Genomic DNA, 21,971 nt, shown 5'->3' with positions numbered 1-21,971 from the left:
GCGCTCACAGCGTGGTCCAGCCGTTCGTCACGGCGATCTTCAGCAGTTCACTCGCCGAATCCACCCCCAGCTTGCGACGCAGGCTGAACCGGTGGGTTTCCACGGTCCGCACGCTGATGTCCAGTTCTTTCGCGATCAGCTTGTTCGAGCGCCCGTGCGCCAGCAGCAACAGCACTTCGTGCTCGCGCGCCGTGAGTTGCGGCACCGTCGCGCCCAGTTGCAGCATCAGGTCGGACACCTGCGCGCTGAAGTAACTGCCGCCGCCGCACACCGCGCTGATCGCGCTCAGGATTTCCTCGGTCGGCGACTCTTTCAGCACGTAGCCCCTGGCGCCCGCGCGAATCGCGCTCAGCACGTACTCGCGGTTGTCGTACATGCTCAGCATCAACACCCGCACTTCGGGATGGCGCGCGCGCAGCGCGGTCGCGAGCTCGATGCCGTTCATGCCGCGCATGCCGACATCGATCAGCATCAGGTCGGGTGGATCGGCCGCGGCCAGCGCCAGCGCTTCGGCACCGCTCGCCGCTTCACCGATCACCTGCAGGTGCGGCACCACTGCCAGCCGCGCGCGCAGCCCGTCGCGCACCAGCGAATGGTCGTCCACGATGACGAGCCGGATCGGTCCAGGAAGATCGTTCATGCGTGCGCCGCCAACGGAAAACTGGCCACCAGCGCGGTGCGGCCCGGCTGCGAGAACAGCTGGAACTGGCCGCCGTTTCGCTCCACGCGCTCGCGCATGTTGGTGAGGCCGATGCCGCGGTCCTTGCTGAGCTCGACGTTCTGCACGTCGAAGCCGCGGCCGTCGTCGGTGATGCGAAGTTCGAGCCGGTCGTGCGCATCGTCGAGCCGGATGTCGACGCGGCTCGCGCCCGCATGGCGCTCGACATTGCGCAGCGCCTCCTGCGCCACGCGGAACAGGCTCACCGCCTGCAGCTCCGGCAGCCGCTCTTCCTGCACATGCGGCGACACGGTCACAGTCAGGCCGCTGCGCTGCGCGAGCTGGTTGCCGATGTGTTCCAGCGCGGCCGGCAGGCCGAGATCGTCGAGCAACGCAGGCCGCAGGTCGTGCGAGATCCGGCGCACTTCGCCGATCGCCTGCGACAGCGCGCCGATCTCCTTGTCGATCGCGGTCACCGGCGCGTCGCCCGGATGGGTCAGCCGGTGCCCGACCAGTTCGAACTGGTACTTGATCGACACGAGCAGCTGGCAGATGTGGTCGTGCAGTTCGCGCGAGACGCGGGCGCGCTCGTCTTCCTGCGAGCTCACCACGCGGTGCGCCAGCGCCTTCAACTTGCGGTCGGCCTGGCGCTGCTCGCTGATGTTGAGCGCCAGCCCGCCGGCGAACACGGCGAGGGACGCGATCATCGCGACCGTCGCCAGGCCGAGCAGCGTTTGCCGGATGCTGACCAGCAAGCTCCCGCGCAGCTTGGCGGCCGCCGCATCGACGTCGTCCAGGTAGATGCCGGTGCCGAGCATCCAGCCCCAGCGCGGCAGCTCGACCGAGTAGCCGAGCTTGCGTTCGATGCGGCCGGTCGACGGCTTGGGCCACAGGTAGCGCTGGTAGCCGCCGCCTTCGTGCGCCCGCGCGATGAGCTCGCGGATCATGTAGGTGCCCTCGGTGTCGCGCCGGTCCCAGAGGTTCTGGCCGACCAGCTCGGGCTGGCGCGGATGCACCAGCGTCAGGCCCTCGCGGTCGTACACATAGAAGTAGCCGTCGTCGCCGAAATTCATGCTCGAGAGGATGGCCTTGGCCTGCTCCTTGGCGGCCTCGTCGTCGCGGCCTGCGCCGTACAGGTTGCCGATGGAGGTGAGCGCCAGCGCGATGTAGCTGCGCAGTTCCTCGCGCTTGCCGGTGAGCAGGACCTCTTCGAGCACCTGGGCCTGCCGCGCCTCCAGCCGCTGGGTTTCGACCACCAGAAGTCCGCCGATCGCCGCGATGGCGAACAACAGCGGCGCGACGGCGAGCAGGAGGATCTTCGCCTTCGGTTTCATGGGCGTGATTGTGCGTTGCCGCTGCGGGTTCGCATCTCGTCGAGGCGACTTCGCGTTTTCCCTTATGCATTACTACCGAGGGCATCCCCGCAGTCATGCGCATACAAAAATTAACAGTGCCACCGATAATTGCGCCGCCTGGAACCGCTAAACACAACCTCTGCAGGAGACACACCTTGATCCGATTCCCGAAAAAATTCGCCACGGCCGTTGCGCTGGCCGCCCTCACCACTTTCGCCATGGCCGCCGACCCGATCAAGATCGGCGTCGACGGTCCGTTCACCGGCGGTTCGTCGTCGATGGGCGTGAGCATGCGCGACGGCGTGCGCCTCGCCGCTGAGGAAATCAACAAATCCGGCGGCGTGATGGGCCGTCAGATCCAGCTCGTCGAGCGCGACGACGAAGGCAAGAACGAACGCGGCGTGCAGATCGCCCAGGAGTTCATCAACAAGGAGAAGGTCGTCGCCGTCGTGGGCTACATCAACACCGGCGTGGCGCTCGCCTCGCAGCGCTTCTTCCAGGACGCGAAGATTCCGGTCCTGAACAACGTGGCGACCGGTTCGATCATCACGCACCAGTTCGACAAGGACCCCGAGAACTACGTGTTCCGCAACGCGGCGCACGACAGCATCCAGGCGCCGATGATCGTGGAAGAAGCGGTCACGCGTCGCGGCTACAAGAAGGTCGCGATCCTGGCCGACTCCACCAACTACGGCCAGCTGGGCCGCGAAGACCTGGAGAAGGCGCTCAAGGCCAAGGGCATCACGCCAGTCGCTGTCGAGAAGTTCAACATCAAGGACGTCGACATGACGGCCCAGTTGCTGAAGTCCAAGGAAGCTGGCGCCGAAGCGGTGCTGACCTACGGCATCGGCCCTGAGCTGGCACAGATCGCCAACGGCATGACCAAGCTGGGCTGGAAGGTGCCGATCATCGGAAGCTGGACGCTGGCGATGGCCAACTTCATCGACAACGCCGGCCCCGGCGGTGATGGCGCGCGCATGCCGCAGACCTTCATCCAGGAACCTACGACGCCCAAGCGCAAGGCCTTCATCGACAACTTCGTGAAGACCTTCAAGCCGAAGAACAACCGCATGGATTCGCCGGTGTCGGCCGCGCAAGGCTACGACTCGATCTACCTGCTGGCCGCCGCCATCAAGCAGGCCGGCAACACCGAGGGTCCGAAGATCAAGGCCGCGCTCGAAGATCTGAAGACGCCGGTCGAAGGCGTGGTGACCACCTACACCAAGCCTTTCAGCAAGGACGACCACGACGCCATCACCGCGAACATTCCGGTGTTCGGTGAAGTCAAGGGCGGTCGCGTGATCTTCGCGAACGCCGAAGACCAGAAGTCGGCCGGCACGGTCCGCCTGAAGAAGTAACCCGCTACACCCGCTCGCGCCGCCACGAGGACAACGGTCCTGCGGCGGCGCGTTTTCTTGTTGACCTATCAGAGTCGCCATGCAAATCCTGACCCAACTCATCTTCAGCGGCATCGCGCTGGGCATGATCTACGCCGTCATCGCGTTCGGCTACCAGCTCACCTTCGCGACCTCCGACACCTTGAATTTCGGTCAGGGCGATGCACTCATGCTCGGCGCACTGGTCGGCCTGACGCTGGTCGGCCTCGGCGTGAACTACTGGCTGATGATCCCCATCGTGTGCCTGTTCGGCGCGGTGCAGGGCGCCGTGGTGGAACGCATCGGCGTGCGGCCCGCCATCAAGATCAAGAGCGAGTTCGGCTGGATCATGTCGACCATCGCGCTGGGCATCATCTTCAAGAACGTGGCGGAAAACGTGTGGGGCCGAGACGACCTGAAGTTCCCGTCGCCGCTGCCCGAATCGCCGCTCAAGTTCCTCAACGCCAACGTGCTGCCGATGGAAATCCTGGTGGTCGGCGGTGCGTTGCTGATGATGCTGGCGGTGGAATTTTTCAACCGCAAGACGATCTACGGCAAGGCCGTGGTCGCGACCTTCAACGACCGGGATGCCGCCAAGCTGATGGGCATCAACACCGGGCTCGTGATCACCTTTTCGTACGCGCTGTCGTCCATGACGGCGGCCTTCGCCGGCGTGCTGATCGCGCCGCTCACGCTCACCGGCGCCACCATGGGCGCGGTGCTCGGGCTCAAGGCCTTCGCCGTCGCGATCATCGGCGGGCTGACCAGCGGCATGGGCATCGTGGTGGGCGGGATCATCCTCGGCATCGCCGAAACCACCACCGGCTTCTACCTGAGCACCGGCTACAAGGACGTGCCCGGCCTGGTGCTGCTGCTCATCGTGCTCGCCGTGCGGCCCGCCGGCCTCTTCGGCAAGACCGCGATCAAGAAGGTCTGAGGACCGACAGCATGAAAAAGCAACATTTCCTCCTCTACGTCATCGGCTTCGCCGCGCTGATGCTGTTCCCGCTCGGCATCGACAACCCCTACTACATTCACCTGCTCGAGACGATCATGATCTACGCGATCGTGCTGTTCGGGCTGGACATCGTGGTCGGCTACACCGGCCAGGTGTCGCTCGGCCATGCGGGCCTCTTCGGCTTGGGCGCCTACACCGCCGGCGTCATGGTGATGAAGCTGGCCGCGCCGATCTGGCTCACCGTGCCTGCCGCCGTGTTGTTCACCGCCGGCTTCGGTGCATTGCTGGCGCTGCCGGCGCTGCGCGTGTCGGGCCCGTACCTCGCGATGGTGACGCTGGCCTTCGGCACGATCATCCAGATCCTCATCAACGAGATGAGTTTCCTCACCGAAGGCCCGATGGGCATCAAGCTCGAAAAACCTTCGCTCTTCGGCCACAAGCTCGACGAGCGCGAGTATTACTGGCTGGTCGCGGTGCTGATGGTGCTGGCACTCATCGTGGTGCACCGCATCCTGCGTTCGCATCTGGGCCGCGCGTTCGAGGCGTTGCGCGGCAGCCCGGTGGCATCGGATTGCATGGGCGTCTCGGTGTACCGCTACAAGGTCTATGCCTTCGTGATCAGCGCGGGCTTCGCGGGCCTGGCCGGTTCGCTCTACGCGTACTCGGAGCAATACATCTCGCCCAACTCGTACAACTTCGAGCTCACGGTGCTGTTCCTGCTGGCCGTGATCATGGGCGGACGCAAGAGCCGCATCGGCAGCCTGGTCGGCGCCACGATCATCGTGCTGCTGCCCAAGCTGCTCGACGACATCGAGATGTTCCGCTACGTGTCGGTCGCGCTGGCGGTGATCGTCGCCGTGGTGGCGGTGGTGGCAGTGCAGCGCGGCAAGACCACGCCGAAGCACATGGCGATTCCGGTCGTCGGCACGGTCGCGCTGGCCGCGCTCTCGTTCTGGCTGCAGACCATGACCGACTGGCGCCTGTCGATCTTTGGCGTGATCACGCTGTTCGTCGTGTACTACCTGCAGGACGGCATCGTCGGGTTCGTGCGCAGCGCGCTCAACCTCAAGCGGCCACTGGCGCGTTCGGACATCAACGGCGCGGTGCAGATCGCACCGGCGGATGCGGTCGCGCAGGCGGGCGGCGCTGGCGGCGATGCCGAAGTGCTGAACGCGAAGGGCGTGCTGATGCAGTTCGGTGGCCTGAAGGCGCTCAACAACGTCGACCTGAGCATCAAGCGCGGCACGATCCACGGCCTGATCGGCCCCAACGGCTCGGGCAAGAGCACGATGATGAATGTGCTGACCGGCATCTACGTGCCGACGGCCGGCGCCATCTCCTTTGCGGGGCGTTCGCTGGTGGGTCGCACGTCGTCCGACATCGCGTTGTCAGGCATCGCGCGTACCTTCCAGAACGTGCAGCTTTTCGGCGAAATGACCGCGCAACAGAACGTGCAGGTTGGCCTGCACCACACTTTCGAGAGCAACCTGCTGGATGTGTCGGTGCACACGCCGCGCTACCGGCGCGAGAGCGTAGCCTCGATCGAGCGCGCGCTCGGCCTGCTGCGCTTCGTCGGGCTGGAAGACCTGTCGCAGGAAGAAGCCCGCAACCTGCCCTACGGCAAGCAGCGGCTCCTCGAAATCGCCCGCGCGCTGGCGCTCGATCCGCAGCTGCTGCTGCTCGACGAACCGGCGGCCGGCCTGACCGCACCCGACATCAAGGAACTGATCGCGATCATCCGCAAGATCCGCGACCACGGCGTGACCGTGATCCTGATCGAGCACCACATGGACGTGGTGATGAGCATGTGCGACACGGTCTCGGTGCTCGACTTCGGCCAGAAGATCGCCGAGGGCGAGCCTGCCGCGGTGCAAGCCGACGAGAAGGTCATCGAGGCGTACCTCGGCGGCCAGGACACCGAAGCGCACCCTGCCTGAGGACAACACCATGCTGACCATCAAAGATCTTTTCGCCGGCTACGGCAAGGTGCAGGTTTTGCAGGGCATTTCGATCGAAGTGCCCAAGGGCAAGGTCGTGACGCTGATCGGCTCGAACGGCGCCGGCAAGACGACCACGATGCGCGCCGTGTCCGGAATGATCGCGCCCACGGGCGGCGAGATCACGCTGAACGGAAAGCGCATCGACGGGCTCGAGTCGTATCACATCGCCAAGCTCGGCCTGGCGCATTCGCCCGAGGGACGGCGCGTGTTCGCGACCATGACGGTGACCGACAACCTCATCCTCGGCGCGTTCCCGCGGCTGACCGGCAGCCGCCCCAAAGGCGACGTCAACGCCGACCTCGAACGCGCGCTGGAGCTCTTCCCGCGCCTGAAGGAACGGCGCACGCAGCTGGCCGGCACGCTCTCGGGCGGCGAGCAGCAGATGCTGGCGATGGCGCGCGCCATCATGCTCAACCCCGAAGTCGTGCTGCTGGACGAGCCGTCGATGGGCCTCGCGCCCATCCTGGTCGAGGAAGTGTTCCGCATCATCGCGCGGCTCAAAAGCGAGGGCGTCACCATGCTGCTGGTGGAGCAGTTCGCGGCGGCAGCGCTCAAGGTGGCCGACTACGGCTACGTGCTGGAGAACGGCCGCATCTCGGTGCACGGACCGGCCGAAAAGCTGCGCGACGACCCCGCCGTGAAAGCGGCGTACCTCGGCGGCGGTCACTGACCCTGCGACCGGCGCGCGCGACTCAGGCGCGAAGCCCGGTCGCCACCGTCGGATGGCGCAACCGCACACGCAGCTCACGCTTGAGCCGCGTGTTGTCGAGCCTGCGCGATTCGCCCATGAAGCTCAGCAACGACAGCGGCAACTGCGCCTGTGCTTCTTCCCGCGCGATCCGTTTCGGCCGCGGCAGGCCGTACAGGTCGGCCGCCAGGTCGACGTAGTCGCCCATCAAGATGCCGCTGTCGTCGCTCACATTGAAGGTGCGCTGCGTGCCGCCGCGCCACAAGGCCGCGACGCAGGCACGCGCCAGGTCGTCGGCATGGATGTGGTTGGTGTAGACGTCGTCCTCGGCGCGCAGCACCGGCGTGCCCTTGTGCAATCGCTCGCGCGGCGTGCCGCCTTTTCGGTCGGCCGCATAGATGCCGGGAATGCGCAGGATGCGCGTCGCCACGCCGGCCCGGCCGAGCCAGCGCACCGCGCGCTCGGCATCGACGCGACGGTGCGCGCGGGGCGTGTGCGGGCGCACGCCGCGCGTTTCGTTCACCAGCGCCCCGCCGCAGTCGCCGTACACGCCGCTGGTCGAGCCGTAGACGAACGCGTCCGGCAGCGACCGCAACCGCAACGCACGCACCAACGCCGTCGTGCGCGCATCGCGCCACCAGTGCGCGCCCTCCACGCTGGCGGGCGGCGCGAGATGCATCACGCGGGTCGCGACCCCTGCCAGACGCCGCAGCGATGCAGGCACATCGAGATCGGCGACGACAGGCACGAGCCCGGCCGCACGCAATGCCGGCCGCCGGTCCGGCGTGGACGTGACGGCGACGAGCTGTACGCGACCCCGGAGGATCTGTGCGGCGCGCATCCCCACGTCGCCGCAGCCGACGATGAGCACCCGCGGGCGGCGAAAGCGTGCAGGCCTTGCACCGATGGGGCTGTTGATTGAAGGCAAAATCCGGTTCCCTTTAGCGATTCACCCAAGAATACCCATGACCAGCGCCGCGCCGCACGAAGCGGGCTTTTCCATCACGGTCGAACCGAGCGGGCGACGCTTCGCCGTCCACGCCGACGAAACCATCCTGGCTGCCGGCATCCGACAGGGCATCGGCCTGCCCTACGGCTGCAAGGACGGCGCCTGCGGCTCGTGCAAATGCCGCAAGCTCTCGGGCGAGGTGACGCTCGGCCCGCACCAGAGCAAGGCGCTGAGCGCCGAGGAACGACTCGCCGGGCTCGTGCTGACCTGCTGCGCCTTCGCGCAAAGCGACGTGGTACTCGAGTCGCGCCAGGTCACCGAGGCCAACGCCTACCCGATCCGCAAGATGCCGGCGCGGGTCGCGGCGCTGGTCAAAAAGTCGCACGACGTCGTGATGCTGCGCCTGCAATTGCCTGCGGGCGAACCGCTGCAGTTCCACGCGGGCCAGTACGTCGAGTTCATCCTGCGCGACGGCGCGCGACGCAGTTACTCAATGGCGAACGCGCCGCACACGCTGGGCGAACCCGGCACCGGCATCGAGCTGCACATTCGCCACCTGCCCGGCGGCAAGTTCACCGACCACGTGTTCGGCGCGATGAAGGAAAAGGAAATCCTCCGCATCGAAGGGCCTTACGGCAGCTTCTTCCTGCGCGAGGATTCGGACAAGCCGATCGTGCTGCTGGCTTCCGGCACCGGCTTCGCGCCGATCAAGGCGCTGCTGGAACACATGAAGTTCAAGGCCATCGACCGGCCCGCCACGCTGTATTGGGGCGGCCGCCGGCCGGAAGACCTGTACATGGACGATTGGGTCCGCGAACACCAGGCGGAGCTGCCCAACCTGCGCTATGTGCCGGTGGTCTCCAACGCGGTGCCTGAAGACAACTGGACAGGCCGCACCGGCTTCGTCCACCGCGCCGTGCTCGAAGATTTTCCCGACCTCTCCGGCTACCAGGTCTACGCCTGCGGTGCGCCGATCGTGGTCGATTCCGCCAAGCGCGATTACATGGCCGAAGCCGGTCTTCCGGAAGAGGAATTCTTCGCGGACGCGTTCACCACCGAAGCAGACAAGGCCCAGCCATGAAAAGACGCACCCTCGCCACCTGGATCGCGCTCGGCGCACTCGCCGCCTCCCCGATGGCGCAAGCGCAGCCGGCCGGCCGGCCCATCCGCCTCGTCGTGCCCTATGCGGCCGGCGGCCCCATCGACGTCACCGCGCGCGTTCTGGCCGAACGCGTGAAGGATTCGCTGGGCACGGTCATCATCGACAACAAGCCGGGCGCTGGCGGCAACATTGGCGCCGACGCCGTGGCCAGGGCGGCGCCCGACGGCCTCACGATCGGCATCGCGGCCACGGCGACGAACGCGGTCAACCCGTGGCTCTACAGCAAGATGCCGTTCAACGCGGCGACCGACTTCGCGCCCATCACGCAGATGGTGAGCGTGCCGAATGTGCTGGTGATGAACGCCGAGACGGCGCAGCGCCTGAAGATCGACACCGTGGCCGACCTCATCCGCTACGCGAAGGCCAATCCCGCCAAGCTCAACTACGGCAGCGGCGGCAACGGCAGCGCCGGCCACCTCGCCGGCGAGCTGTTCAAGAAGGAAGCGGGCATCTTCGCGGTGCACATTCCATACAACGGGGGCAATCCCGCGCAGTTGGCGCTGCTCTCGGGCCAGGTCGATTTCAACTTCGACAACCTCGCGACGGCCGCGCCCAACATCCGGGCCGGCAAGCTGAAGGCGATCGCGGTGACGACGTTGAAGCGCAGTGCATCGCTGCCCGATGTGCCGCCGGTCTCGGACACGCTCAAGGGTTTCTCGATCGACACCTGGTGGGGACTGGTCGCGCCGGCCGGCACGCCGCACGACGTGGTCGTGAAACTGAACCAGGCCTTTGTCGCGGCGCTCAATTCGCCCGAGACGAAGACGCGCTTCGCCACGCTGCTGGCCGAACCCGTGTCGAGCACGCCGGAGCAGTTCGCTGCGTTCATGAAGAGCGAACTCGGCAAGTACGAAAAGGTCGTGAAGGCCACCGGCGCGAAGGTGGACTGACCCCGGCGCCGCATGCCGTACCGCACCTGGCCCGGCGCGCTCCTCGTGGTGCTGGCCATCGTGGCTTATGTGGGCGGCCTGCGGGTCTGGGACCGCCTGACGCCCGGCAACCGCGCACTGCCGGCCGGGCAAACGGTCAGCGTCGGCCAGGCCCGGTTCGTGCCGGTGGCCGGTTGGGAGATGGACGTGTCGCGCTCCCGGGCCGGCCAGTCCCTCATTCTCTTCAAAGGCAGCCACAAGTTTCAGGTCCGCACGGACGACTGGGCGGGCGGGCCCGACGGACCCATCGCCCGCCAGCGCCGGCTCATGGAACGCGGCCAGCATCTGCGCATCGACGGTGACGCCACCCCCTTCGTCACGTCTTGGGGCCTGCAAGGCATGACCTTCGCCTACTACGGTCCGACGCTGGCCGGTCGCTTCTGGCAAGTGGTCGACGTCCAGCGCCGATCGCTGGTGCAGATCGATTTCTACGGCGCCAACGACGGCTTGAGCGATGCGCTCACCGAGGCGCGCAGCATGCTCGATTCGATGGACCTGGAGGCCTCGCCTTGAATCCCGGCGTGAGCGAGCCACTTGGCGGATCCGCGGTCGGCATCGATTCGTTCTTCCAGCCGCGCCGCGTTGCGTTCTGGGTGCTCGCGGCCTTCATCGCCAACGGCATTTTCTACACCGGCACCCTGTTCGCGATGGGCCTTCGGGTGGTGCCCGTGACCGCATTGCTCGGCCTCGCCGTGTGGGCCGCGTACACGCTGTTGCTTCTCGTCGCTTTCCGCACGCTGGACCTGCTGGAGCAGCACGCGCCCGAAGCCTTCGTGCTGGCCTTTGCGTGGGGCGGCTTCGGAGCGGTGTATTTCGCCGCGCCGGCCAACGTCGCCATCCAGAGCCTTTGCGCCAAGCTGGTGTCGCCCGAATTCGCGGCCGTGTGGGGGCCGGCCGTCGCAGCGCCGATCACCGAAGAATTCCTGAAGATCGCGGGCGTCGTCCTGCTGATCCTGCTCGCGCGCAACCAGTTCCAGACGCACCTGTCCGTGTTGATCGTGGGTGCCCTGGCCGGACTGGGATTCCAGGTGGTCGAGAACCTGAACGCCACCGTCAACGCCTCGCTGCATTTCCCGCTGGAAAACCAGGTGCGCCCCGTGCTGCTCAACCTGCTGACGCGCGGGCTGATGAGCGGGCTCTGGAGTCATGCGGCCTACACGACCATCGCGTCGTACGGCATTGCGTGGTTCCTGCTCCACCCTCAGCGGGGGGTGCCCGTGCGGCTCCTGGTCGCGCTGCTGTGCTTCGCGCTCGCCTGGGCCATGCACTTCGCGTGGAACTCGCCGCTGCTGGAGGATTTGTTCGGCAATAGCTGGATGGACATGACGCTGCTGCTCGCCATCAAGGGCATGCCGACGGCCATCGCGGCCGGGCTGTTCTGGCACGTGGCCGCGCGCGAGAACGGGGCTTGGCTGCACACGCTGGCGGCCACGTTCGTGCCGGAGCGCGACCTGATTCGCGACGACGAATGGCTTGGCCTCGGCGCGCCGCTCACGCGCTACCGGGCTCGCCGGGCGATGGGCCACGCCTTCGGCGCGCGGGCACGTCTGCTGAAGACGCGGCTGCAGCGCGAGCAGCTGAGACTGATTCGCAAGGCTGCCACCTCCGGGCGCGGGCCGCAGACGCTGCGCCACGAAGTCGAGGTACGGCGCCTGCGCGCCGAGCTGGATGCGCTGACCGTGACGGCGGTCTGACGCCGCGCGCTATTCGCCGAGGTAGGCGGCGCGCACCTTCGGGTCGTTCAGCATCACCTTCGCGTCGCCGCTCATGGTGATGAGACCCGACTCCATGACGTAGCCGCGATCGGCCAGGCCGAGCGCGCGGTTCGCGTTCTGCTCGACCAGCAGAATCGTCACGCCCTGCGCCGCCACCGTTTGCACGACCTCGAAAATCTTGTCGCACATGATCGGCGACAGGCCCATGGTCGGCTCGTCGAGCAACAGCACCTTGGGACGCGCCATCAGCGCGCGGCCCATGGCCAGCATCTGCTGCTCGCCACCGGACATCGTGCCCGACAGCTGCGTGGCGCGTTCCTTCAGCCGCGGGAAGGTGGCGAACACCTTTTCCATGTCTTCGGCAATGGCGTCCTTGTCGCTGCGGATGAAGGCGCCGATCTGCAGGTTCTCGGTGATGGTCATGCGCGTGAACACGCCACGGCCTTCCGGCACCATGACCAGGCCTTCCTTGACGAGGTCCCAGGCGCCACGGCCCTTGATGCTCTTGCCGAGGAATTCGATGGAGCCGCCCAGGTGCGGCAACGTGCCGGTGATGGCCTTCATCGTGGTGGTCTTGCCGGCGCCGTTGGAGCCGATGAGCGACACGAGTTCGCCTTCGCGCACTTCGAAATCCACGCCCTTGACGGCCTGGATGCCGCCGTAAGCGACCTTCAGGCCGCTGACTTTCAACAGGGTTTGCGCCATCTCAATGTCCTCCGGTGCCGAGGTAAGCCTCGATCACCTTTTCGTTCTTCTGCACATCGGCGGGTACGCCTTCCGCGATCTGTTTGCCGTAGTCGAGCACCGTGACGCGGTCGCACAAGCCCATGATGAGCTTCACGTCGTGTTCGATGATCAGCACCGTGCGGTTGTCCTTGCGGATCCGGTCGATCAGCTCGCGCAGCTGGACCTTTTCGGTCGCATTCATGCCGGCGGCCGGCTCGTCGAGCGCGATGAGCTTCGGGTCGGTGGCAAGCGCGCGGGCAATCTCCAGGCGGCGCTGGTCGCCGTAGCTCAGCGTGCGCGCCTTGAAGTCCGCGTACTTGCCGACGCCGACGTAGTCGAGCAGTTCGCGTGCGCGCTTGGCGATCGCGGCCTCTTCGGCCTTGAAGCTGCGCGTGCGCAGGATGGCCCCGAACACGCCGGAATTCGTGCGCACGTGGCGCCCGACCATCACGTTTTCGAGCGCCGTCATTTCGGCGAAGAGCCGGATGTTCTGGAAGGTGCGCGCAATGCCTGCCTTCGCCACTTCGTGCACGGCGGTCGGCTGGTAGGGCTTGCCACCGAGTTCGAAGCTGCCGCTGTCCGGCGTGTAGAGCCCGGTGATCACGTTGAAGAACGTGGTTTTGCCGGCGCCGTTGGGGCCGATCAGGCCGTACACCTGACCGCGCTTGATCGTGATGCCGACGTCCGACAGCGCTTGCAGGCCGCCGAAACGTTTGGAGATGCCACGCACCTCGAGGATGGTTTCAGTCATGTGCGGGGCTCGTTCAGGGATTGATCGACATCGGACGGGCAGCGCCACCGGGCACCTGGTCGGACGGGCCTTCGAGGCCCGAGCCGTGTTGCTGGATCGAACCGTCGATCGCTTCCGGCCCACCGGCCGGGGCGTCGAGCGACTTGCCGTGTTCCGGCGAAGGCCAGAGGCCACGCGGACGCACCAGCATGATGATGATCATGGCCAGCGCGATGAAGAGCTGGCGCAGGATCGAGGCGTCGAGCCGGCCATCGGTCAGCGACTGGAGCGGACCCGCCACGTAGCGCAGCACTTCGGGCAGCGTGGCCAGCAGGACCGCGCCAAGGACCACACCCGGCAGGTGGCCGATGCCGCCGAGCACGACCATCGCGACGATCATCACCGACTCGTTCAGATTGAAGGACTCCGGCGTGATGGCACTCTGGAACGAGGCGAACATGGCACCCGACACGCCGCCGAAGCTGGCGCCCATGCCGAAGGCCAGCAGCTTCATGTTGCGGGTGTTGATGCCCATCGCCTTGGCGGCGATTTCGTCTTCGCGGATCGCCATCCAGCCGCGACCGACGCGCGAATTCTGCAAGCGGCTCGAAATGATGATCGTGGCGATCACAAAGACCAGAAAGAGGTAGTAGTACAGCGTGACGGAGGCCAGCGTGTAGCCGCCGATGACCAGGGGCTTGCCCAAATTGAGACCGAAGAAATGGACGGCATCGATTCCGTCGATGCCCTTGGCGCCGTTCGTGATGTTGACCGGATGGTCCAGCGTGTTCATGAACACACGGATGATTTCACCGAAGCCGAGCGTCACGATGGCCAGGTAGTCACCGCGCAGTTTGAGCGTCGGCGCGCCGAGCAGCACACCGAACACCCCCGCCAGACCCAGCGCCAGCGGAATCACCACCAGGAGCGGCGTGTGCAGTCCCCCGGGGAACATCGCGGCGATGGCCGGGAAGTTGTCGGTCAACTGCGCCGAATTGAGCAACGCGTACATGTACGCGCCGATCGCATAGAAGGCCACATAGCCCAGGTCGAGCAGACCGGCGTAACCCACCACGATGTTCAAGCCGAGTGCCAACAGGCAGTAGAGCAAGGCGGTGTCGGCGATGCGCACCCAGGCATTGCCGAACTGCTGCAGGATGTGCGGCAGCACGATGAGGCCGATGGCCGCGAGGATGAAAAGGACGATGCTCTTTTTCTTTTGCATGGTGCCGCTCCTTAAGCCCGGTCTGCCACGCGCTCGCCCAACAGCCCGGAAGGCCGCACGGTGAGCGTGAGGATGAGGATCACGAACGCGAAGATGTCGGCGTGCTGGCTGCCCAGCACATCGCCGGTGAGCGTGCCCAGGTAGCCGGCACCGATCACTTCGACCAGCCCCAGCACCAGACCGCCCACCACGGCACCCGGCAGGTTGCCGATGCCGCCGAACACGGCCGCGGTGAAGGCCTTGAGGCCCGGCAGGAAGCCCATCGAGTGGTTGGCGATGCCGTAGTTGGAGGCCTGCATCACGCCGGCGATGGCCGCGAGCACCGCGCCGATCACGAAGGTGGCCGAAATCACCACGTCGGGCCGGATGCCCATGAGCGACGCGACGCGCGGGTTCTCGGCGGTGGCGCGCATCGCGCGGCCGAGTTTCGTGTAGTTGACCAGCCAGGTCAGCACGGCCAACGAGATGGCGGTGACGACGAGGATCATGATTTGCGTGGGCGAGATCGACGCGCCGGCCACGTTGATGGAGTCCGAAGGCAGCAGGGTCGCGTACGGCTTGTTGGTCGGCTTCCAGATGATCATGGCCAGCGTCTGCAGCAAGATCGACATGCCAATGGCCGTGATGAGCGGGGCCAGCTTGGGGCTGTTGCGCAGCCGGCGATAGGCCAGCTTCTCGATCACGAAATTGAGGGTGCCGGCGACCACGCAGGCAATGAGCAGGGCGATGATGAGGATGATCCATCCCGGCGTGCCCGGCATCGCCGCCTGCATCCATCCGATGATCGTCCAGCTGGTCAGTGCGCCCACCATCAGCACTTCGCCGTGGGCGAAGTTGATGAGGTTGATGATGCCGTACACCATGGTGTAGCCCAAGGCTATCAAGGCATACATGCTGCCCAGAACCAGACCGTTGATGATCTGCTGCAGCAATATTTCCATATCGAAATCCTATGTGGTTGCACCGGGTAGAGGTGCCATCGCCGAACTGGCGCACCGGATTGGCGCCGCGGGTTACCTAAGCAAATTTCCCGCCAACTCCATCACGGAATGGCGAGGTGGGCGGGATTGTAGGCACGGGTTGTCGCTACTTTGGTGCACCCGGCCCACGGGTTTTCCCGCTGCCGTGCGCCCGGTTTTGCCGATTGCGCATGCCGCCATGTGCGGCCGGCATCGACTTCAGGCCTTGTCGTTGCGGGACCGCAGCTCGCGCAGCTTTTCGGCGATCCGGATCTCCAGGCCACGTTCGACCGGCCGATAGAACGGCGGTGCGTTCAGGCCTTCCGGAAGGTAGCTTTCCCCGGCGGCGAATCCGTCTTGCTCATCGTGCGCGTAGCGGTAGCCCTTGCCGTAGTCGAGTTCCTTCATCAACTTCGTCGGGGCATTGCGCAAATGCATCGGAACCGGGCGCGTGCCGTCTTTCTTGATGAAGGCGCGCACTTCGTTGTAGGCCTTGTAGACGGCGTTCGACTTCGGCGCCATCGCCAGGTAGATGACGCATTCGGCCAGTGCCAGCTCGCCTTCGGGCGTGCCGAGCCGCTCGTAGACCTCGGCCGCATCAAGCGCCAGGCGCAACGCGCGCGGGTCGGCCAGCCCGATGTCTTCGCTCGCCATGCGGACAAGCCGGCGCGCCATGTAGCGCGGGTCGGCGCCACCGTCGAGCATGCGCACGAACCAGTAGAGCGAGGCGTCAGGGTCGCTGCCGCGCACGGACTTGTGGAGCGCGCTGATGGTGTCGTAGAACTGCTCGCCGCCCTTGTCGTAGCGACGCATGCGCTCGCCGAGCACGCGCAGCAGCCACGCGTCGGCGATGGTGTCGAGCTTCTCGGCGGTGGCCGCGACGGCCAGCGTTTCGAGCGTGTTGAGCAAGCGACGCGCATCGCCGTCGGCATAGGCCACGAGCCGGTCGACCGCCGCGTCCTCAATCGCGGGCACAGCGCGGATCGCCTGGGCGCGCACGACGATCTGCTTCAGGTCGTCTTCTGTCAGGGGCTGCAGCACGTAGACGGCCGCCCGCGAGAGCAAAGCCGAATTCACCTCGAACGACGGGTTCTCGGTCGTCGCGCCGATGAAAGTGAAAAGCCCCGACTCCACATGCGGCAGGAACGCGTCCTGCTGGCTCTTGTTGAAGCGGTGCACCTCGTCGACGAAGACGATCGTGCGGCGCTGCTCCAGCCCGTCACGCGCCACGGTCGCGCGTTCGACGGCCTCGCGAATGTCCTTCACGCCACCCAGCACCGCGCTGATGCTGAGGAACTGCGCGTCGAACGCGTCGGCCATCAGGCGCGCGATGGTGGTCTTGCCGGTGCCGGGCGGCCCCCAGAGGATGCAGGAGTGCGGCTGGCCCGACTCGAAGGCGATGCGCAGCGGCATGCCGGGCCCCAGCAGGTGTTGCTGGCCGATGACCTCGCCGAGGGTTTTCGGACGCAGGCGCTCGGCGAGCGGCTGGTGCGGCGCAGAAGGGGAAGCCACTCTCTTGTCGTCGATGGCAACGCGCCTATTGCTTGATCACGTCGGCGCCGGCGGGCGCCTTGAACGCGAACGCGCCGGCGCCCAGCGCCGGATTCACCTGGACCTTGCTGAATTTCAGCACCGAGCGCTGGCCGAAGCTGTCGAGGATTTCGAGCGCCGCCAACGCGTCGCCCTCGAAACCGACCTGCACGCTTTGCAGTTGGCCGTCCTTGGTTTTCGGCGTGGCCTTGACCCACTGCAGGCCGTCGCGCTCCGGCGCTCCCTCGAGGGCGAAATCAGCCTGCAGGGCGCGCAGGTCGGGTGCGGCCGCAATCAGTGCAGCCGGCGTCGAGCCGAGCGCCTGCGACTGCGCGCGCTGCGTGACCTGGTTGAGGTCGGCGTCGTAGAGCCACAGCGTCTTGCCGTCGGCCACGATGCTCTGGGCAAACGGCTTCTGATAGTCGAACTTGAATTTGCCGGGGCGCTGGAATTCGAAGGTTCCGGTCGACGTCTTGGCGCGGCCCGGTTGGCCGTCGCGCGGCGGCGCGGTCACGGTCTGCGTGAAATCGGCGCGGCCGCTCTTGACCGTCTTCACGAACGACTCGAGGCTTTCCATGCCGCCCGCCCAGGCCCCGCCTGCGCAGGCAGCCAACAAAAACGTCGCAAAAATCTTCTTCATCGAAATTTAATCCATCTCATTCGGCGCGCGCCGGAACCAGGATTTCGCGCTGGCCACTGCCGCTCATCGAGCTGACCAGGCCGGCCTTTTCCATGTCTTCCACGAGCCGCGCTGCGCGGTTGTAGCCAATCTTCAGGTGGCGCTGCACCAGCGAAATGCTGGCCTTGCGATTTTTGAGCACGACTTCGACCGCCTGGTCGTACATCGGATCCTTCTCGGCATCGCCGCCCCCGTCGCCCATGAGATCGCCGTCGCCGTCGACGGTTCCCCCTTCGAGCACGCCTTCGATGTAGTCCGGCGCGCCCTGGCTCTTCAGATAGGCCACGACGCGGTGCACTTCTTCATCGCTGACGAACGCACCATGCACGCGGATCGGCAAGCCCGTACCGCTCGGCATGTAAAGCATGTCACCCATGCCCAACAGCGCCTCGGCGCCCATCTGGTCGAGGATGGTTCGGGAGTCGATCTTGCTGGACACCTGGAACGCGATGCGGGTCGGGATGTTGGCCTTGATCAGGCCGGTGATCACGTCGACGCTGGGCCGTTGCGTGGCCAGGATGAGGTGGATGCCGGCCGCGCGCGCCTTCTGCGCCAGGCGGGCGATGAGCTCTTCGATCTTCTTGCCGACCACCATCATCAGGTCGGCCAGTTCGTCGATGACGACGACGATGTGCGGCTCGCGCTTGAGCGGTTCCGGATCGTCCGGCGTCAGGCTGAAGGGGTTGTAGATGAACTCCTCGCGCGCCTTCGCCTCGTCGATCTTGGTGTTGTAGCCCGCCAGGTTCCGCACACCGAGCTTGCTCATCAGCTTGTAGCGGCGCTCCATTTCAGCCACGCACCAGGTGAGGCCGTGCGCCGCCTGCCGCATGTCGGTCACCACCGGCGCCAGCAGATGCGGAATGCCTTCGTAGACCGACATTTCGAGCATCTTCGGATCGATCATCAACAGGCGGACGTCGCGTGCTTCGGCCTTGTAGAGCAGCGACAGGATCATCGCGTTGATGCCCACCGACTTGCCCGAGCCGGTGGTGCCGGCCACCAGCACGTGCGGCATCTTGGCAAGGTCGGCCACCACGGGGTTGCCGATGATGTCCTTGCCCAGGCCCATCGTGAGCATCGACTTGCCTTCGTTGTAGATCTGCGAACCGAGGATTTCGCTCAGCTTGATCGACTGGCGTTTGGCGTTCGGCAGTTCGAGCGCCATGTAGTTCTTGCCCGGAATGGTTTCGACCACGCGGATCGACACCAGCGACAGCGACCGCGCAAGGTCCTTGGCGAGGCCGAGAATCTGCGAGCCTTTCACGCCCGTGGCCGGCTCGATCTCGTAGCGCGTGATCACCGGTCCCGGCGATGCCAGCACGACGCGCACCTCGACACCGAAATCCTTGAGCTTCTTCTCGATCATGCGAGACGTCATTTCGAGCGTGTCGGCCGACACCGTCTCCTGGCGCACCTGGGCCGCGTCGAGCAGATCGACCTGCGGCAACTTGCTGTCGGGCAACTCCTTGAAGAGCGGCTTCTGACGCTCCTTGACGACGCGTTCGCTGCGCGGCACTTCGGTCATCGCGGGTTCGATCTGGACCGGTGGCGACGGGGCGCGACGCGGCTTGGCAGGCGGATCGATGCGCAACTCTTCGTCGGCGGATTCGACTTCGCTGTCGTTGCGCATCAGCGGCATGTCTTCTGCGGCGGCGCGCTCGCGCACGGCCTGTTTGCCCAGTGCGATGTCCGCCGCGATCTCGCGCTTTTCACGACGCGATTCGAACAACGAATAGACGCGCGAGCCGATGCGCTCCGCGATCTGGCTCCACGAAAAGCGGAACACGAGCGCCGATCCGATGACGCCGCCGGCGATGGCGATCAAGGCCGATCCGGTGAATCCCATCCACTTCACGCTCATCGGTCCGACAAAGTAGCCGAGCACGCCGCCGCCGTGGCCGGGCAGCCGGAACTCAAGGCGGTAGAGGCGAGACCATTCGAGCATCGCGCTGGCGCACAGCAGCAACACGAGACCGCACCAGAAAGCCAGACGGCTGCGGTTGAAGCGTCCGCGGACCGGCTCCTCGGCCGGGGCCACTTCGCCACCGCGAAGCCAGCCGGCCAGCGACGACAGCCAGACGCGAAGGCCCGCCGCAAGACACCACCAGACCGAATAGCCGGCGAGGAAATAACTGCCGTCGGCCAGCCATGCGCCCAGCCTGCCGGCCCAGTTTTTCACCTCGCCGCCGGTGCCGGACGTCGACCACGCGGCGTCGGACGGGGTAAAGCTCAACATCGCGAGCAACCAGAACAGCAAGACCACGAAACCGGCGATCAGCGTGATTTCGTGAGCGAAGCGCATCGCGCGCTGGCGCACGGGCTGGCCGTCGGCCGAAGAGGATTGAAGCGTATTGAGCGAATAGGTCATGAAAAGCACGGCGTCCAGCCCGCAGGTGCGGGCGATGGAGGCATGAACACTGCAACGAATAAAGTAGCGGGCGCGTCGGCAGCCCCCGCCATTGTCGGCGCGGCGCGAGGCGCCGGGCGATGCCGGCAGCTCAGGTGAGCGATAGCAGCCGGTCCTTGACGATCATCGAACCGTCGTCTTGCGTCTGGACGAAGCCGCGCTCTTCGAGGTCCTTCATCACGCGGCTGACCATCTCGCGCGACGCGCCGACCATCTTGGCCAGATCCTGACGGGAAATCTTGTCCCGCACCTTGAGATTGCCGGCGCCGTCGTCGACCGCGAATTCGAGCAGCGACCGGGCGACGCGCCCGTAGACATCCATCAACGCCAGCGACTCGATCTTGCGATCGGCGTGGCGCAGGCGCTGGACCAGCCCCCGCATGATGTTGTACGACATCGACGAGTTCTCGGGCAGGCAGCGCGAGAAGGCTTCGCGACCGAGCATGAGCACGTCGGTCTGGATTTCGGTGCGGACGGTGGCCGAATGCGGCTCGTCGTCGATCAGGCTCATTTCACCGATGTAGTCGCCCGGTTGCAGCGTGGCGAGAATCACTTCACGACCGCGGCTGTCGGTGCTCATGACACGCGCGCGCCCGGTGAGGATGATGTAGAGCGCATCGGACTTCTTGCCTTGCTCGACCACCATTTCAGCGCGCTTGAATCGCTTCTTCACGATGGCGTCGGCAATGCTTGCCGACTGCATGGGGGTCAGCGCGGCAAAGAGGGGAACGCGCCGCAGGAGCTCAAGGTTGGACAGCATCGACATTCAGGAATCCTTGATATCGCGCGTTGCAGCACCAACTGGGACAACCCATGGATTCATACAATCACGCGCATTGAAAACGGACCGAACCCGGCCCAGACCGAGCGGTGATACTCCCTGCATCACCCCTGAAAATGTACACGCTGACGCAGCGTAATTCCTAGGCTTTCTCATCATGTCCTCCTACATCCAACACGCGAAGGTGCTGATCCTCGGTTCCGGCCCGGCTGGCTACACCGCCGCCGTCTATGCGGCTCGCGCCAATCTCCAGCCCATGTTGATCACCGGAATGGCGCAGGGCGGACAGCTCATGACGACCACCGAAGTCGACAATTGGCCGGCCGATGTGCACGGCGTGCAGGGGCCTGAATTGATGCAGCGCTTCCTGGAACATGCCGAGCGCTTCAAGACGCAGATCGTGTTCGATCACATCAGCAAGGTCGATTTCAGCAAGCGTCCGTTCACGCTCACCGGCGACAGCGGCACCTACACCTGCGACGCACTGATCATCGCGACCGGCGCCTCGGCCAAGTACCTCGGCCTACCCACCGAAGAAGCCTTCATGGGCCGCGGCGTGTCGGGCTGCGCGACGTGCGATGGATTCTTCTACAAGGGCGAGGAAGTCTGCGTCATCGGCGGCGGCAACACGGCCGTGGAAGAAGCGCTCTATCTGTCCAATATCGCAAGCAAGGTCACTCTCGTGCATCGCCGCGACAAGTTCAAGGCGGAGCCGATCCTGGTCGATAAGCTTCATGAGAAGGTCGCTGAAGGCAAGATCGCGCTCAAAACGCACCACACGCTGGAAGAAGTGCTCGGCGACAACACGGGCGTCACCGGCATCCGGCTGAAGAGCACCGAAACCGGCACCACCGAAGATATCTCGCTGAAGGGCTGCTTCATCGCGATCGGCCACCACCCGAACACCGACATCTTCGAAGGTCAGCTCGACATGAAGGGCGGCTACATCGTGACCCGGTCGGGGCTGCAGGGCTTCGCCACCATGACGAGCGTGCCCGGCGTGTTCGCGGCCGGCGACGTGCAGGACAACATCTACCGCCAGGCGATCACCAGCGCCGGGACGGGCTGCATGGCTGCACTCGACGCACAACGCTTCCTCGAGCAAGACGGCACGCTATAATCACAGACTTTGCCGAATTCGGCA

20 protein-coding genes are annotated in these 21,971 nt (G+C 65.6%); 9 read left to right on the top strand and 11 right to left on the bottom strand.

Translation table 11 applies throughout. From position 1 onward, the window contains the following. Positions 1-4: 4 nt before the first annotated feature. Complete coding sequence (locus AX767_RS14700; protein WP_068632018.1) at positions 5-640, bottom strand: response regulator; 636 nt, start codon at positions 638-640, stop codon at positions 5-7. Next, the gene (locus AX767_RS14695) at positions 637-1,992 is read right to left on the bottom strand and encodes a cache domain-containing protein (RefSeq protein WP_068632017.1); all 1,356 of its coding nucleotides are present in this window, start codon (positions 1,990-1,992) and stop codon (positions 637-639) included. Before AX767_RS14695 ends, AX767_RS14700 begins: the two co-directional genes overlap by 4 nt. A gap of 239 nt (positions 1,993-2,231) precedes the next feature. On the opposite strand from AX767_RS14695, the gene AX767_RS14690 reads away from it, so the two are divergent. From AX767_RS14690 to AX767_RS14675, 4 genes are all read left to right on the top strand, one after another. Then, positions 2,232-3,371, top strand: coding sequence for an ABC transporter substrate-binding protein (locus AX767_RS14690; protein WP_156481134.1), 1,140 nt, complete (start codon positions 2,232-2,234; stop codon positions 3,369-3,371). Positions 3,372-3,450: 79 nt separating this feature from the next. Beyond that, on the top strand, positions 3,451-4,326 hold the full coding sequence (locus AX767_RS14685) for a branched-chain amino acid ABC transporter permease (protein WP_068632015.1): 876 nt from the start codon (positions 3,451-3,453) through the stop codon (positions 4,324-4,326). Between the two features lie 11 nt (positions 4,327-4,337). Further along, entirely contained in the window at positions 4,338-6,284 is a 1,947-nt protein-coding gene (locus tag AX767_RS14680; protein ID WP_068632014.1) for a branched-chain amino acid ABC transporter ATP-binding protein/permease, read from the top strand. Positions 6,285-6,294: 10 nt separating this feature from the next. Further along, positions 6,295-7,017, top strand: a complete 723-nt coding sequence (locus tag AX767_RS14675; protein WP_068632013.1) for an ABC transporter ATP-binding protein — start codon at positions 6,295-6,297, stop codon at positions 7,015-7,017. Positions 7,018-7,039: 22 nt separating this feature from the next. Here AX767_RS14675 and AX767_RS14670 read toward each other — a convergent pair whose 3' ends face one another. Further along, positions 7,040-7,963, bottom strand: coding sequence for an NAD-dependent epimerase/dehydratase family protein (locus AX767_RS14670; RefSeq protein WP_068632012.1), 924 nt, complete (start codon positions 7,961-7,963; stop codon positions 7,040-7,042). 37 nt (positions 7,964-8,000) lie between these two features. Here AX767_RS14670 and AX767_RS14665 point away from each other — a divergent pair, with 37 nt between their 5' ends. The 4 genes from AX767_RS14665 to AX767_RS14650 are packed head-to-tail and all read left to right on the top strand — an operon-like array spanning position 8,001 to position 11,769. Next, on the top strand, positions 8,001-9,065 hold the full coding sequence (locus tag AX767_RS14665) for a CDP-6-deoxy-delta-3,4-glucoseen reductase (protein WP_068632011.1): 1,065 nt from the start codon (positions 8,001-8,003) through the stop codon (positions 9,063-9,065). Next, positions 9,062-10,036 (top strand): Bug family tripartite tricarboxylate transporter substrate binding protein, encoded by a 975-nt coding sequence (locus tag AX767_RS14660; RefSeq protein ID WP_068632010.1) that lies wholly within the window; start codon positions 9,062-9,064, stop codon positions 10,034-10,036. The genes AX767_RS14665 and AX767_RS14660 overlap by 4 nt, the downstream gene beginning before the upstream one ends. 12 nt (positions 10,037-10,048) lie before the next feature. Continuing rightward, positions 10,049-10,588, top strand: a complete 540-nt coding sequence (locus AX767_RS14655) for a hypothetical protein (protein ID WP_068632009.1) — start codon at positions 10,049-10,051, stop codon at positions 10,586-10,588. A gap of 8 nt (positions 10,589-10,596) precedes the next feature. Then, positions 10,597-11,769, top strand: a complete 1,173-nt coding sequence (locus tag AX767_RS14650; RefSeq protein WP_237288465.1) for a PrsW family intramembrane metalloprotease — start codon at positions 10,597-10,599, stop codon at positions 11,767-11,769. Between the two features lie 9 nt (positions 11,770-11,778). Here AX767_RS14650 and AX767_RS14645 read toward each other — a convergent pair whose 3' ends face one another. The 8 genes from AX767_RS14645 to AX767_RS14610 form a co-directional block, all read right to left on the bottom strand. After that, entirely contained in the window at positions 11,779-12,495 is a 717-nt protein-coding gene (locus AX767_RS14645; protein ID WP_068632007.1) for an ABC transporter ATP-binding protein, read from the bottom strand. A 1-nt stretch (position 12,496) separates the two neighbouring features. Beyond that, entirely contained in the window at positions 12,497-13,267 is a 771-nt protein-coding gene (locus AX767_RS14640) for an ABC transporter ATP-binding protein (RefSeq protein WP_068632006.1), read from the bottom strand. 13 nt (positions 13,268-13,280) lie between these two features. Beyond that, positions 13,281-14,471 (bottom strand): branched-chain amino acid ABC transporter permease, encoded by a 1,191-nt coding sequence (locus AX767_RS14635; RefSeq protein ID WP_068632005.1) that lies wholly within the window; start codon positions 14,469-14,471, stop codon positions 13,281-13,283. An 11-nt stretch (positions 14,472-14,482) separates the two neighbouring features. After that, a complete protein-coding gene (locus AX767_RS14630; RefSeq protein ID WP_068632004.1) occupies positions 14,483-15,412 on the bottom strand; it encodes a branched-chain amino acid ABC transporter permease in 930 nt (309 codons plus the stop codon). A 237-nt stretch (positions 15,413-15,649) separates the two neighbouring features. Beyond that, positions 15,650-16,942 carry a replication-associated recombination protein A gene (locus AX767_RS14625; protein ID WP_068632003.1) on the bottom strand — a complete coding sequence of 431 codons (1,293 nt, stop codon included), beginning with the start codon at positions 16,940-16,942 and terminating at the stop codon, positions 15,650-15,652. 25 nt (positions 16,943-16,967) lie between these two features. Then, entirely contained in the window at positions 16,968-17,600 is a 633-nt protein-coding gene (gene lolA, locus AX767_RS14620) for an outer membrane lipoprotein chaperone LolA (protein WP_068632002.1), read from the bottom strand. A gap of 16 nt (positions 17,601-17,616) precedes the next feature. Further along, entirely contained in the window at positions 17,617-20,007 is a 2,391-nt protein-coding gene (locus tag AX767_RS14615) for a DNA translocase FtsK (protein WP_068632001.1), read from the bottom strand. A gap of 130 nt (positions 20,008-20,137) precedes the next feature. After that, a complete protein-coding gene (locus AX767_RS14610; RefSeq protein ID WP_068632000.1) occupies positions 20,138-20,812 on the bottom strand; it encodes a Crp/Fnr family transcriptional regulator in 675 nt (224 codons plus the stop codon). A gap of 172 nt (positions 20,813-20,984) precedes the next feature. Here AX767_RS14610 and trxB point away from each other — a divergent pair, with 172 nt between their 5' ends. Beyond that, on the top strand, positions 20,985-21,947 hold the full coding sequence (trxB, locus tag AX767_RS14605; RefSeq protein ID WP_068631999.1) for a thioredoxin-disulfide reductase: 963 nt from the start codon (positions 20,985-20,987) through the stop codon (positions 21,945-21,947). The last annotated feature ends 24 nt before the right edge of the window (positions 21,948-21,971 follow it).

The organism is Variovorax sp. PAMC 28711, from assembly GCF_001577265.1.
In the GTDB taxonomy this organism is placed as follows: Bacteria; Pseudomonadota; Gammaproteobacteria; order Burkholderiales; family Burkholderiaceae_C; genus Variovorax.
This window is presented reverse-complemented; position numbering and strand designations above follow the sequence as displayed.

Coding starts and splice junctions, on each gene's coding strand:
- AX767_RS14700 (WP_068632018.1), bottom strand. CDS start 640: ATGAACGATCTTCCTGGACCGATCCGGCTCGTCATCGTGGACGACCAT.
- AX767_RS14695 (WP_068632017.1), bottom strand. CDS start 1,992: ATGAAACCGAAGGCGAAGATCCTCCTGCTCGCCGTCGCGCCGCTGTTG.
- AX767_RS14690 (WP_156481134.1), top strand. CDS start 2,232: ATGGCCGCCGACCCGATCAAGATCGGCGTCGACGGTCCGTTCACCGGC.
- AX767_RS14685 (WP_068632015.1), top strand. CDS start 3,451: ATGCAAATCCTGACCCAACTCATCTTCAGCGGCATCGCGCTGGGCATG.
- AX767_RS14680 (WP_068632014.1), top strand. CDS start 4,338: ATGAAAAAGCAACATTTCCTCCTCTACGTCATCGGCTTCGCCGCGCTG.
- AX767_RS14675 (WP_068632013.1), top strand. CDS start 6,295: ATGCTGACCATCAAAGATCTTTTCGCCGGCTACGGCAAGGTGCAGGTT.
- AX767_RS14665 (WP_068632011.1), top strand. CDS start 8,001: ATGACCAGCGCCGCGCCGCACGAAGCGGGCTTTTCCATCACGGTCGAA.
- AX767_RS14660 (WP_068632010.1), top strand. CDS start 9,062: ATGAAAAGACGCACCCTCGCCACCTGGATCGCGCTCGGCGCACTCGCC.
- AX767_RS14655 (WP_068632009.1), top strand. CDS start 10,049: ATGCCGTACCGCACCTGGCCCGGCGCGCTCCTCGTGGTGCTGGCCATC.
- AX767_RS14645 (WP_068632007.1), bottom strand. CDS start 12,495: ATGGCGCAAACCCTGTTGAAAGTCAGCGGCCTGAAGGTCGCTTACGGC.
- AX767_RS14640 (WP_068632006.1), bottom strand. CDS start 13,267: ATGACTGAAACCATCCTCGAGGTGCGTGGCATCTCCAAACGTTTCGGC.
- AX767_RS14635 (WP_068632005.1), bottom strand. CDS start 14,471: ATGCAAAAGAAAAAGAGCATCGTCCTTTTCATCCTCGCGGCCATCGGC.
- AX767_RS14630 (WP_068632004.1), bottom strand. CDS start 15,412: ATGGAAATATTGCTGCAGCAGATCATCAACGGTCTGGTTCTGGGCAGC.
- lolA (WP_068632002.1), bottom strand. CDS start 17,600: ATGAAGAAGATTTTTGCGACGTTTTTGTTGGCTGCCTGCGCAGGCGGG.
- AX767_RS14615 (WP_068632001.1), bottom strand. CDS start 20,007: ATGACCTATTCGCTCAATACGCTTCAATCCTCTTCGGCCGACGGCCAG.
- AX767_RS14610 (WP_068632000.1), bottom strand. CDS start 20,812: ATGTCGATGCTGTCCAACCTTGAGCTCCTGCGGCGCGTTCCCCTCTTT.
- trxB (WP_068631999.1), top strand. CDS start 20,985: ATGTCCTCCTACATCCAACACGCGAAGGTGCTGATCCTCGGTTCCGGC.